The sequence below is a fragment of the Gimesia sp. genome (assembly GCF_048260065.1).
Lineage (GTDB): Bacteria > Planctomycetota > Planctomycetia > Planctomycetales > Planctomycetaceae > Gimesia.
Genome location: NZ_JBLXHC010000027.1, coordinates 40,485 through 52,771, shown reverse-complemented (window position 1 = coordinate 52,771; position 12,287 = coordinate 40,485). Strand labels below are relative to the sequence as shown.

Sequence of the window (12,287 nt, the reverse complement as noted above, 5' to 3'; positions counted from 1 at the left end):
GATTCAGTCTCAGAAAGGTACCCATGCGCGAAGAATAAAACCACTTGACAAGATGCTCTTCATAGATAAGCCCGAATTCTTCTGGGGCGGTAGTGGAACCGAGCCTGGTAAAATGAAAACGCCGCATGGGATGTGGCTGGATGAACGGGACGGCACACCCAAAGTTGCGGTTTGCGATCGGGCCAACCACCGTCTGCAGTATTTCTCGCTCGACGGAAAACATCTGGGATTTGTCAATACGGTCAGCTTTCCAGCCGATATTGATATTCAGGGCGACATCATGGTTGTCTCTGATCTGCACGCGCGCGTCACCCTGTTTGATAAGCAGAACAAAGTCATCACACATCTGGGGTACGATCAGGACTGGACGAACAAAGTCCTGGATGGCTTTAAAGTGCGCACGCAGCCTGAAACCTGGCAGGCTGGCCGATTCGTTCATCCACATGATGCCTGCTTCGATCAGGAGGGGAACCTGTTTGTGACCGAATGGGTTTCCATCGGACGTGTCAGTAAACTGAAAAAGCTGAGTTAATCACCCGCTGATCATAATCGTTTTACTCGCCGCAATATTATTCAACCCGGTTGGAACCTGATGAATTTTTCACACGAGTTCGATGAACAGCGCTTCTTCGAAATCTGGACTGCCGTACGAATTGAACGTCCGGTCCATTTTTCTTTATTCACCTTCGGCGATCAGAAACTGCCTTATTATCTGGTATGTGGGGCTGCGGAGCGTGGTTCGACGGTGACTATTCGTAAGGGGGAAGTCAGTATTACCCGGCCGATGATCATTACCCCTGATCGGATGGAGCCCGAGTTTCGCAATTTCTTCGAAGAACAGGAAGAAGCCGACCTGGCTGCCTTTCTGCTTTCGCGGACGGCCGGTTTTTCTAATCTGAAGTTTACCAATACCAGTGGCCCCGAGCGGATCGTGAGTGACAGCATTGAAGAAGCGGTCGCCAAACTGAATCGACAGCTGGACGACGAAGAGGAAGAGCATGTTGCCATCCTCAGTGCACCGCCCGGCATGGGAGGCATTGCGGTGATGCGTTATGCGGCGGAACGGGTCTGGGAAAGTGCGCCCGGCAATATCCAGGAATTACGCGAGCGCGGCTTTCTGAATTAGACGGTGTCCCGTTTTACTGTAGCGTCTCCAGGGCCATTTGGACCGAGTATATTAGAATGACAGACGCTATGGTTAAATGTGATGCGCACTAATATCCCGAAAACAACCGGTCGTTTTGAACTCAGGTTATTTTTTCGGAATGCGATTCAATGTGTAGTAAGCAGCGGGATGCAGTAGTGACTGACCCTCTTTGCTTTTCACCCCGTCTGCATTGAGTTCATGCACATACAGTTCGCGCAAGCCTTTCACTTTGAGTTCCGCTTTCAAACCGTCGTCCGAAACAGTGATGTTTTCAATCTCCAGGTTACGAGGCAGAATTTCATCGCTGCCGTAGGAAGAGTGATAGGTGTAGGTGTAGCTCTGCAGCTTGTACGACTTCGGGTCTGCAGCTGTCTTGCGGTCAACCGGTTTCGTGAAGACCAGTTCAAATCCTTCAGGTTGTGCCCGCATCTCTTTGATTTCGAACGGCATTTTTTTCGTCCAGACCAGTCGCTGCAGACCGTAAGAGGCCGTTCCCAGACTGCTCCAACCCCGGTTGGTCAGGCCGACAAACATGCTGCCGTCAGTTCCCTGAGCCATGCGGAGTACAGCAGAGGCGAAGCCGCTTCGAAACGGGAAACAGGCCCCCTGGTATTCGCCGTCGACTTTTTCCAGGAAGACGCGCTGGATGGAAGCCTGTGTAAATTCGCCGACAAAAAACTGACCATCGAAGGGCCCGAATTTTCCGCCGCTGTCATCGAGCATGATGTCGGTCGCCGACTGGCCGGCTTTCTTATACGGGAACCAGACTGCCGGCGGTTTGAGTTGTGGCATGCGTTTGAGGGCTTCCGGTAAAGGCAGACCGTTGGGGATTTCTTTGATGCCCTTAACGGGAGAGCCGGGAAGACTCATTGATGCGAGAGCTTCGACATGATGAAAGAACGCGCCTTCGCGCATGTGATGCAGCGAGTTGGTGGCGACCCAGTTACCCTGCTGGTCGGTGTAGAATACATCGCCGGCACGGTTCACTCCCAGACCGGCCGGAGACCGCATGCCCGCACAGACGGGAATCAGCTCTCCGTCTGGAGTACACTTCATCCCCCAGCCGCGCCAGCGGCCCTGCGAAAAGCCCAGCGTCGGATCGGTGACGGCCCGCGATTTATGTTCTTTCTTCAGACCCAGTCCGATGTTTAACGTGAGCCACATGTTGCCATCGTGGTCGAGCACGGGGCCGTACGCATATTCGTGGTAATGACCAGTGACACCCCAGCCTTTGGTGACCGTCAGGTATTCATCGGCGATGTCGTCGCCGTCGGTGTCGCGGATACGTGTCAGTTCGCTGCGTTGTACCGTGTAGAATGCGCCGTCTTTCCAGATCAGACCCAATGGTTCATGCAAGGCGGTTGCGAAGCGCTTGTAGGTGACGTTTTTGGGAGGTTCTTCATACACGCCATCCATGATCCAGATCTCCCCCTTGCGGATGGCAACGGCAATCCGATGATCATCGAGGACTGCGATGCCGCTGACTTCCAGTACCAGATCGCCGGGGGCCGGCTTCCAGTTGGCGGCCCGCGATTCGGTTTGCGCTTTGGGCGTCATGATGGAAACGAGCCGGTAATAGTCCTCTTCACTCTCTGCAAAAACGGATTGACTGTTCGCAGAACATGTGAAAAAGAGCAGTGTTAACAGGAACGGGAGCGCGCGTATTACCATTGGTAGGTCACCTCGATTGTCGTATTCTCTGTGGCAGGTACAGGGATGATCCAGTCTGACTGTTTGTCGTGTTTGCGAAGAAGGCCGGCTTTTGCCAGTTCGGGTGAGATCGAAACCTGGAGCCCAGCCTGGTTTTGCATGGTTGTCGGATTCAGTGGTTTTAAAGTTTTACCGGTCAGGCCACGAAACCAGAGTTTCTCTGAATTGCTCTGTTGTGGGCTGCCTTTGATGGTCAGTCGTCTTTTAAGTGCCTGTTTTTCGGTAGCTTCGAACCGGTCTTCGATGTCGATCTTTCCACAACGATACAGAAAGGTCGGAACGCCTTCCGCATCGACGCGGTATCCTCGAAATTGCAGTTCGTTCGCATCCGGTGAATAGACGGGCCACGACTGCTGCCGATTTTTCAGGAGCGCCACCGGTGCCCCAGCAGGAAACAGGACTGCATTACCCCCCAGCGGGTCGGCGGGAGGAGCAAAGCGGATGAACCAGGTTCCCTGTGCATCCAGGAAGCGACCTTTCCAGGCAAGCGCAGGGCGGACCTGTTCGGCATCAAAGGCGAAATGAACCTTCTCCGGCAGGCCGACCGCGATGGCGTGTGTGCCTGCCTCCTGCATGAACGTACGCAGGACAATCGGACGTTTATCGGGAACCAGTTCGTAGTTTTTGGATTTCGCTTCCAGGATCTTTTCAGGCAGCGGTTGTTTGGATCCCGCTTTCAGGTAGCCCCAGAGTGCCGCGATCTGCTGATCCACGTTGCCGTCGAGCAGATCTTTGTTCTGGCTTTTTCCACCCGGGAAAAAGGTGGGCATGCGGGTGCGTGGTTTCAGGGAAGCAGGGTCGAGCAGGAATGCACGGAACCAGCTGGGATGTACGCGGTTGGTGACATCACCCAAATCGGTGCCGACCACGCCCGGCATATTTTCGCCTCGAATCGGATGACACTGGATGCAACCGGTTTCCAGCATGATGCGGCCTGACGAAGCCAGTTTGTCATGCTCGGGAAAAATTCTGGTGTCAGGCTGCTGCGCTTTACCGTCGACTTTTTCAAAAGCGGTGGGCAATGTTGAGACCTGTTGTTTGGGAAAGACGGGCATGCGGGCCTGCATGTGAAAGCGGATGTCGCCGGTTCCGTTCAGAACTTTCGACAGCCATTTCTTCTGCAGTTTAAAGCCGATCCCGGTCAGTGTGGGAGGAATGCGACCTTCATCACCCAGGTCGACGTGGGCGGCGGTTTCAAAATAGGGTTTACGATTGAAGCCGACGCCCCCCTGTTTGTCCCGTTCATGGCAGGCATAACAGTTAAGCTGCAGTACCTGAAAATCCAGCTGCTGCTTCGGGCTGGCAGTTTTCTGGTCGGGAAGACTGGCCAGGGTCTGCTGGATTGCCGTCTGCTGCTGCTGGTCGAGCGGATATGCGGGCATGTTTTTCTGAGCGGCATGCATGCAGCTGGAGGGAGCAGCCGGTTTCAGTTTAGCCAGTGGTTGAGCAAACTGTGCTGGTTTCAGTTTTTTGGCATCGTGACAGTTCACACATTTCAGTTCAACGAATAAACGCTCTCCCGTCGCGACTAAGTCTGCGTCGCTGTTTTTTTCTTCCACAGCCTGTGCAGCCGTCTGTTTCTGCAGCAGGTAGGCGGCGATGTCAGCCGCTTCGACTGCTTTGAGTTTGAGTTGCGGCATCCGTCCCGCAGGGCGTGTCTGTTCGGGATTGAGCAGAAAAAACGTTAATGACTTTGCCGTGTATTTAGCCGGCAGGTTGCCATGGGGAACCGAATTGACGGGACGGACAGCGGCCGCCAGTCCCAGTTCTTTGATGTCTTCAGGATCAAGCTGGGCGAGCATTTTATCAGAGGGAGAAATTTTTGTTTCTCCCGGTTCATACTCAGTGTCAGGTTCGTGGCAGGCCACACAGCCGATTTTGTGATACAGCTCCTGACCTGATTTGACGTTGCCTTTCTTCCAGAATTCGTGAGGCACCGGGTTAGCGCCGGTCGCTTTGATCTCGGGATAGGCGGACTGCTGCGCTGTGAGAAACGCAGTCAATGCGTTAATCGCCTGTTGTTTTTTTTCGGCAGGCAAACCATGGAGCACATCGGGCATCGTTGTGCCCGCTTTGGCATTTTGCGGTGCGGCGAGAAATTCACGAATCCATTGCTGCTGCAGATGATTGCCGGCTCCCGTTAAGCGGGGACCGCGCTTGGGTTGCAGTTCAGAGCGTTGTGAGGGATGACAGGCGACGCAACTCAATTCGCTGATCAGCAACTGGCCTCCCGCATGCGGTTCCAGTTCGTCATGGCGGGCGAAGCGATCGAAACCGGCTACAAACGGCGGCGTTTGCGTTTCACTTTGCACCGGCTGTCCGGCGATCAGGAAGACCAGCCCCAGGAATGTGAAAGTCCAGCATTGTCTCATCAGGTGTCTCTTTCATGTTGAGCGGCGTCACAGGTCAGATTCAGGAAAGACAAGATCAACGTCAACATAAGTAGACATTGATCTTCGATCATAGAGTAGCGGCCGACTCGAATCAATCAGAGTATGCGTCAGATTTGTATCCTTTTACTGCAATAATGCGGCTGTTGTCCTCAGCATAAACTGTGAGATATTTTGTAGTTACGTCAGAGTCTGGGAGGAAGTCAGGCGTGTTTATTGCATCTCGATATCGAAGGTGTTCTCACCCTCTTTGATTTCGACGGTCAATCCGCTGGATTTGGGGTAATGATACTTTTGCGGTATGTTGGGCATTTCCTTCAGGACCTCGGAGGGAGGCGTGTCGGGGCCAAACGATTTTTCAATCGTGGGAGGAACAACGCTGACCTGATAGGTTCCGGTCACCAGCCCTCCCGAACTGTTGGTGACGGTATAGGTCCCATCTTCATCGATCACAGCCTGGCCGCCAAAACCTTTCTCCGGGTTATTGAACTGCACCAGCCCTTCTTTAACAGGTTCGCCTTTATAGGTCACTTTTCCCGATAACGCTCCGGTGGGACCAAAATCGGTCGTTGTGCCCTGGCAGCCGGGGAAAAAGAATAATGCACCTGAAAGGAACAGGGGAGTCAAAAGAGAAAGGGCAAGCTGTTTCATGGTTTTGGTTCCAGGAAGGGAAAGTGATCTCAAAATAGATGTGGTGTCCCCCATGATTGAGGACACCACATGCAGTTTTACGACTTCAGCTCAGAGAGATCATCGTCAATTAAAATTCGCCAAGAACATTTCCGTCTGCACGGCAGCAGAGGTGGCGAAGCGTGTTGAAGTCTGCATTGGCAGAGACAAACCGGACGGCACCGTCTCCGAGCAGCATGTGCGCTCCGCCTGTATGCTGGGACTGGATGGGGTTGTTACAGGCGTCGTTAGCAATTCCAACTCCGGTGCTCTGATAGCCGATGGGATAGCGGAGTGTGGTTGTGTTGTAACAGCGTGGATCGTGATCGATGGGAGTGTTGGGGCTCATCCAGGCACCACTTGCATAAGCGGAACGAATATCCGTCTGGCTTCCGGTTGCATTTTGTCCCCAGCCAGATTGCTCTCCCACCATGGCAACGTTGGAAGTTCCATCCAGAAAATCGCGAATACGGAATGATTGACGGAAGGTAAAGGAACCTCCGTTAGAGCGAATCCCTTTATTACTGAATCCTCCTTTGGAGTAGGTATCGTCCTGAATCTGACTGATCCCGGTTGCACCTGAAATCAGGATATAGGATGAGATGAATACGCTGGTGGTGGTACTGCCTGTGGTAGCATTAACGCTTTGTGGCAGCGCGCTGGAAGGACAAGCCATATAAGGTGGTTTCGTATTATTAATGGCAGGCGAATTTGGCACGCTGGAAGCGCCTCCAAACCAGAAGTAAGTTCCTTCGAAAACCAGTTGATTGTAAACGTTCGCCTGATCGGCGAAGGGCAGGAGATGGACCCAGGCGGAAGGACCATGGGTACCAAGTCCTCCGGGAGGATAAACGCTATGGGTCTCATGGTAATTGTGTAAGGCCAGACCGACCTGTTTCAGGTTGTTTTTACAGGTGCTGCGGCGGGCTGCTTCCCGGGCCTGCTGAACGGCAGGTAACAGTAATGCAATCAGGATCGCGATAATCGCAATCACGACCAGCAATTCAATGAGAGTAAAACCTCGTCTGGAGGTTAATGATGATGCGCTTTTCATGGGTTTTCCAAATCAATTAACGGGAAAAAGGAAGGAAGCTCGGTAAGTGAACTCGAACGTAAGAGGTTATATTTCAACATAGTTCATATAACCTGATGTGGCGGGACTACATTTTGAGGTTAAAGGAATCGTATGCAGTGAGGCAAACTAGATCAAGTATGCGGCTTGAAGGGGTCTGGTCAAAAGCCCCTATGTCTGGCATTCAGGCAGGGGATGAGTTTCTGGTGGTCATTGTTCTGTAAGTTATTGCAGTGAAATATGTTACAGCGGTTTTTCTGGTCCGTTGTCAATTTGTTGAAGCAGGAATTGAGGCAGGGGGAATTTTCTGACTGTGACCCCGGCTCCAGCCTTCCAGTCTTCTACTGCGCAGTGCGCCGCGCAGGAAATATTCTTCCGGCAGCGAATTCAAATGAGTCTGGCGGAGCTGATCCCGATTCGACTCCCAGTCAGCCGTTTGTGAGCAGATTTGTAAGGCCACCAGTTTTTCAAAGAGTGCATCCGCAATCAGCTGGTGTCCCTCAATACTGGGGTGCACATGATCGACGAGCCATTCACTCCCTGGGATGCCATTCGGTGTCTGCTGCTCAATTAATCGGCGGATATCAACCAAGGGGTACGTTATATTCCTGCGCCATGTCAGACAGCGCCTCATGCATCGGCTCCAGGATGCGCAACGGACAGATATCTTCTTCCTTAGCTGTTGTCAGCCAGTCTTTTGCTTCCGGATAACGCTGCAGATGTTCGCAGGTTTTTCCTACGCTATAAAGCAGGCCGGCGTGCTGCTGATCAATGCGCACGGCTTCTTCCCATAGCTGCATTTTGCGGTCGGCCTTTTTCCAGTCACAGTCGTTAGCTGCATTCCAGCAGGAGATCAGTTGATCCTGCTGTTCCTGTGAAAGTCCGATTGCAAATTCACTTTTAAACGGGGGACAGTTTTTGAGATTCGAGACCGGATTGACGAGTACGAGAGGCACATCAGCCTGCTTCGCGAGTAAGATCATCTGCCTGACGTTGTATTCGAAATGTTCGATGATTCCACGACGTGTCTCGGCGTCACGATGATAACCCTCCAGGCCTTTCTGAAAATCGAGTCGGGCATTCACGTCTGCAGATAACACGGTTTTCGGGGAGACTGCTGTTTCTTCCTGCGTTTTTGGCAGTAATCGTTGCATGAGGGAGGCGATGCGTAAATCCCGCAGCGATTTCTGTGTAGCCAGCGAGATTGAAGAACTCTGTTTGAGGTTACCATAAGTGCGTTCTTCCAGAAACTCATTATGGCCGGTGTAAACGATATACAGATCGGGCTGGTACTGCAGCGTCTCCCGCAGAATGGGAACCAGGCGATAGCTGGCATATGAAACTCCACCACAGTTGATGACTTCGATATGACGCTTCGGTTCAGCCGCCTGCAGGTTGATTTTCAGCCAGGTCGTAAATGATGTTTCCACGGCATAGGGTCGGCCCTGGACGGTCGAACCACCCAGGACAAAGACGCGAAACGTATCTGCAGGTTTGTTGACGGGGAAGGATTGCGGGCGAAAGAAGTCGATGCGTTCCGGAGCGGTCTGATAATTCGTTCCTGCAGGATCTTTGACAAACAGTGTGGCATCAGAGCTGAAGGAAATGAAGGGGTCCTGACTGTCGGGTAGAGGCTGGACGCCACACAAACGGAGTGCCAGTTCCAGTAGTACCAGTAGAGAGAGTCCCAGCAGAATCGCTGCACCGCGAAACAGCAGCGGATGACGGACGCGCCGGAGGGTAGCTGGCGGTTCGGTTTTCGGATGACATGCAGGGGGCATCACGAAGATCTCTGTTTGACAGGAATGCAGGACAGGAAACGAAACACATTCATCCTATCGCACGTCCGGGGTCGGGTCCAGAAAGAAAGGCTTTAAGCCAGCTGTCTGTGAAACAGAAACAGACCCTGCTCCCGAAGGAACAGGGTCTGCTGATTTTTTCTGAGTGATTGCGAGTAACGCAAATCCGGGAGTTATTTGGCTTTGGAGTCCAGGTCGAAGTTCACCGTATTTTCACCCTCTTTGACTTCCGCAGTAAGTTTCGAGTTCTGATTAAATTTTGCCGGAACCTGATCTTCAGTGTCATTGGGCGAGCCTGGCTCTCCCATCTTACTGATGCGTACTGTGTGCTGGCCTGGAATTGCTCCCTTTGTATCAGGGGTATAAGCCAACTCATACTTCCCGCTTGCATCCGTCATGCCTACTGAAGGTGCGCCCGACTGCGGTTGAAACGTCACAGAGGCTTGCGTCAGCGGCTGACCATCGAGAGTAATCGTACCGGAAACCTGACCCAGTTTCGGGGTATCAGCTCCTCCGCCTGAGCAACCTGCGATCAGGGTGGTTGTCAGCAGGCAGATCGCGCATAAAAACTTATGAAAATTGATTTGCATTGGTATCACTTGCCATTCGTTTAAGAATTAAAATTCGCCGACCACTTCGCCGCCGTTGATTGTCTGCACTGATCTGAGAAGAGTAATGTCAATATTCTCGGAGACGAAGCGTACTGCGCCATCACCCATCAGTGCATGACAACCACCCACGTGTTCGCTGCCTGGAGATCCCCAGTTGACCAGAGGGTTCGTTGCGCTGGTGGGCTGGTTAATCTTCCGATAAGGGGCTGCAATAATTGCGGCTGTGGCCACCCATGTTGCCCAGAACGGACCTCGAATCGCCGAGTCTTTTTCCATGGGGGTTTCCATCATCACCATGGTGTTACTGGTACCGTCGCTGAAGTCCCGCATCCTGGCTGCCCCGTTGTGTCCGAAGGCCGTTTTGATTCCTAAGATAGATTCATAAGAGACACCCGCTGAATAAGTGAGATAAATAAAAGTGTAACTCGTGCGATAATCCTTGTTCGTCGCGTAAGCCAGGTTTGAGGTATAGGTATAAGGGCCATGTGAGTAGGAATCGCTGGGACATTCAAACACCGCGATGGAGTGTGAAGTGGCTGCCGTTTGGATTCCTGCGGTAGGACCTGTGCAGACCCCATTCCCATCACCCAGTCCGGTAGCCATCGAGAAGTTGACTTGATTGTAAATATTCGCCTGGTCAAGGAAAGGGAGCATATATAACTGACCCGTGTGGTTGCGAGTCTCCTGGCTTCCCAGCCAGGCACAATCATAACCACCGCCATTGACATCTCCCGGGGGAAGGATGCGGTGAGAATCGTGGTAGTTGTGCAAAGCCAACCCCTGTTGTTTCAGATTATTTTTGCAGGTAGACCGCCGGGCCGCTTCACGTGCCTGCTGGACGGCTGGCAATAACAGGGCAATCAGAATGGCGATGATCGCGATGACCACCAGTAACTCGATGAGTGTAAAACCTCGTTTTGTACCGCTTTCGAACTTGAGTGCCATTAGTTCATTTCCTTATAGAAGAGGATGATAGGATAAGTAAAACTAAATTAAAAAATGAATTTGAAGTGAAGCTACTATTTTAGCCAGATTTAAACGACGGAAGCAAGAAAATTTAATAGCAAATCTAATTAACATGCCATATGTTAATTAAGAAGTGTAAATATTTGTGCGCTATTGTGTTGGGGAAAACGAAGTCTGTTAGCAGGTGCGGGAAGTGAACAGGGACCGTAAATTCGATGCATATTCCGGTTCAAAGCGGATCCGGATTCACGGGCTGGACTGCAGGCTCAAAGCGCGTTCATTAAGGGCTTTCTGCAGGCTTGCCGAGTATTCTCTGTACTGCTGATCAAGGTCAGCGTATGAGATATCCAGTAATTCTGCGAGCGTTTGCGGGTTATTGCGTACCCGGGAATTGACGCTGTAGAGCTGCGTCAACTGATTGATAAATGCGTCCCGGTATTCTCCGCGTGCTGCATGCATGAAGAAATGAGACAGCCCGGAAGCCTGACTGTAATTGGGGCTCATGTTCGGGCTGTGCTGAAAAGCGTAGCGGCCCATCGCTGCAAATGTTTCCAGGGGGACATAATACTCATCTTTCAACAGCCGATAGCGTGCCGCGTTGAAGCGGATGTGATTGGGATTACCGGCGCGAAACTTGTTGCCCTGCTTTTCAAAGGATTCCATGTAGCAGGCAATCCCTTCGATGGCCCAGAAATGATTCTTTTCGCCGACCTGACGGCCTCTGCCTTGAAAGCTGGATTCATAAAACAACTGGTGGGTTGCTTCATGATACAGCGTTCCCAGATCGCCTTCTGCATCGGGACGATGATAAAAGTGCGAGATTCGATCGCCGAACAGATAGATGCCGTGTGTGAGTCCGATCTGGGGAATGTCCTTCTGTAGTCGCTGCAGATATTCTTCACGAGTGCTGTAATAATGCATCACGTGCTGATCGTTTTTATTACGACGCTGAAACGGATTGCGGGCTCCTTCAAACAGTTTCTGCATTTGTTCGGGCGTATTGAAGAAGGCGGCGAAAGTCTGGTGGAAATAGCGGTAAAAGTCTTCCATTTCCGTGGCCAGCTTCACACCCATTTCCAGACTGTGATTGGTTTTGATCAGAAAATGTTCGGTTTTGATCTCCCAGGCATTCCGGAAGTCGCGCCGGATTTCTGCTTCCTGTGCCGCCGATTTCCAGCGTCCGTTGACATACCGTTCGCCCTGCTCGTACCGGGCGATATGAGCCGCGGGCAACCAGCCAAATCGGGGGTGCCATTGCTGTTTGCGGTCGTGCATCTCTTTTTCAAATGGGGTCACCCATTCATCGCCGTTTCGCACGTAGCCCAGGATCTGTCGCACGGAACGCTGATCGGGGTTGTGGTATGCGGTTTCCAGAATCAGATCGTAGGCATAACTGGGGAAGCCGGCATGCAGCACTTTGCGGGAGAAGACAAACAGATCGTTGGCCTGTTCCTCCTGCAGATTTCTCAGCTTCAATCGCCAGCCGCGTTCATCGGCAGGCAGACTGACTGGCAGGTCCGGACGAACTTCACGCGGCAGCGGATTCGCCTGCGGATCGAATTCCTGCAGCTCTTTGATGATTTCGGCAATCGTCTGCACGCCCGCCTGCTGTTGTTCGCTCTGACATTTCCGGGCCAGCTGGATCAGTTCGTTTCGAAAGTTGGTTTGCAGAATCTGATACTGTTTCTGATACGCCTCCAGCGCACGCGGGTTTTGTGCCTGCACGCGATCTGTCAGCGCCAACTGTAAAACAATCAGGGTCAGCAGACAGAATCCTCGAGACAACCTGGAGCGCCAGGCTGACCACTCAACCGGCGCCTGTTTCGAGGTGCCGGGACGAAGTGTGCTTCGGGAATGTTGCTGCTGCATGACAGGCATATTCACTGTTGTTCCTTGTTTGAAGTCCACCAGAGATGAGAGTGG

The 12,287-nt window shown here is 52.3% G+C and carries 10 protein-coding genes and 1 pseudogene; 2 read left to right on the top strand and 9 right to left on the bottom strand.

The features are described 5' to 3' along the window. Positions 1 to 532: pseudogene (locus ACN0YN_RS29335) on the top strand (hypothetical protein); the annotation flags it as partial. 60 nt (positions 533 to 592) lie between these two features. After that, positions 593 to 1,126, top strand: a complete 534-nt coding sequence (locus ACN0YN_RS29330; RefSeq protein WP_417388444.1) for a hypothetical protein — start codon at positions 593 to 595, stop codon at positions 1,124 to 1,126. 126 nt (positions 1,127 to 1,252) lie between these two features. Here the strand turns inward: ACN0YN_RS29330 and ACN0YN_RS29325 are convergent, their stop codons facing one another. The 9 genes from ACN0YN_RS29325 to ACN0YN_RS29285 all read right to left on the bottom strand — a co-directional run bounded on the left by ACN0YN_RS29325 (position 1,253) and on the right by ACN0YN_RS29285 (position 12,242). After that, the gene (locus ACN0YN_RS29325) at positions 1,253 to 2,818 is read right to left on the bottom strand and encodes a hypothetical protein (protein WP_417388443.1); all 1,566 of its coding nucleotides are present in this window, start codon (positions 2,816 to 2,818) and stop codon (positions 1,253 to 1,255) included. Beyond that, positions 2,812 to 5,229: a cytochrome oxidase gene (locus tag ACN0YN_RS29320; RefSeq protein WP_417388442.1), complete on the bottom strand. Its 2,418-nt coding sequence runs from the start codon at positions 5,227 to 5,229 to the stop codon at positions 2,812 to 2,814. The genes ACN0YN_RS29325 and ACN0YN_RS29320 overlap by 7 nt, the downstream gene beginning before the upstream one ends. A gap of 231 nt (positions 5,230 to 5,460) precedes the next feature. After that, the gene (locus tag ACN0YN_RS29315) at positions 5,461 to 5,898 is read right to left on the bottom strand and encodes a carboxypeptidase-like regulatory domain-containing protein (protein WP_417388441.1); all 438 of its coding nucleotides are present in this window, start codon (positions 5,896 to 5,898) and stop codon (positions 5,461 to 5,463) included. A gap of 109 nt (positions 5,899 to 6,007) precedes the next feature. Then, a complete protein-coding gene (locus ACN0YN_RS29310) occupies positions 6,008 to 6,970 on the bottom strand; it encodes a DUF1559 domain-containing protein (protein ID WP_417388440.1) in 963 nt (320 codons plus the stop codon). A gap of 286 nt (positions 6,971 to 7,256) precedes the next feature. Continuing rightward, the gene (locus ACN0YN_RS29305) at positions 7,257 to 7,580 is read right to left on the bottom strand and encodes a hypothetical protein (RefSeq protein WP_417388439.1); all 324 of its coding nucleotides are present in this window, start codon (positions 7,578 to 7,580) and stop codon (positions 7,257 to 7,259) included. Then, positions 7,573 to 8,772, bottom strand: a complete 1,200-nt coding sequence (locus ACN0YN_RS29300; RefSeq protein WP_417388438.1) for an SGNH/GDSL hydrolase family protein — start codon at positions 8,770 to 8,772, stop codon at positions 7,573 to 7,575. The genes ACN0YN_RS29305 and ACN0YN_RS29300 overlap by 8 nt, the downstream gene beginning before the upstream one ends. A 188-nt stretch (positions 8,773 to 8,960) precedes the next feature. After that, complete coding sequence (locus ACN0YN_RS29295) at positions 8,961 to 9,377, bottom strand: carboxypeptidase-like regulatory domain-containing protein (protein WP_417388437.1); 417 nt, start codon at positions 9,375 to 9,377, stop codon at positions 8,961 to 8,963. A 27-nt stretch (positions 9,378 to 9,404) separates the two neighbouring features. Next, a complete protein-coding gene (locus ACN0YN_RS29290; protein ID WP_417388436.1) occupies positions 9,405 to 10,343 on the bottom strand; it encodes a DUF1559 domain-containing protein in 939 nt (312 codons plus the stop codon). Between the two features lie 267 nt (positions 10,344 to 10,610). Next, on the bottom strand, positions 10,611 to 12,242 hold the full coding sequence (locus tag ACN0YN_RS29285) for a DUF1570 domain-containing protein (protein WP_417388445.1): 1,632 nt from the start codon (positions 12,240 to 12,242) through the stop codon (positions 10,611 to 10,613). Positions 12,243 to 12,287 lie beyond the last annotated feature (45 nt).

Coding starts and splice junctions, on each gene's coding strand:
- ACN0YN_RS29325 (WP_417388443.1), bottom strand. CDS start 2,818: ATGGTAATACGCGCGCTCCCGTTCCTGTTAACACTGCTCTTTTTCACA.
- ACN0YN_RS29315 (WP_417388441.1), bottom strand. CDS start 5,898: ATGAAACAGCTTGCCCTTTCTCTTTTGACTCCCCTGTTCCTTTCAGGT.
- ACN0YN_RS29290 (WP_417388436.1), bottom strand. CDS start 10,343: ATGGCACTCAAGTTCGAAAGCGGTACAAAACGAGGTTTTACACTCATC.
- ACN0YN_RS29285 (WP_417388445.1), bottom strand. CDS start 12,242: ATGCCTGTCATGCAGCAGCAACATTCCCGAAGCACACTTCGTCCCGGC.
- ACN0YN_RS29320 (WP_417388442.1), bottom strand. CDS start 5,229: ATGAGACAATGCTGGACTTTCACATTCCTGGGGCTGGTCTTCCTGATC.
- ACN0YN_RS29310 (WP_417388440.1), bottom strand. CDS start 6,970: ATGAAAAGCGCATCATCATTAACCTCCAGACGAGGTTTTACTCTCATT.
- ACN0YN_RS29330 (WP_417388444.1), top strand. CDS start 593: ATGAATTTTTCACACGAGTTCGATGAACAGCGCTTCTTCGAAATCTGG.
- ACN0YN_RS29295 (WP_417388437.1), bottom strand. CDS start 9,377: ATGCAAATCAATTTTCATAAGTTTTTATGCGCGATCTGCCTGCTGACA.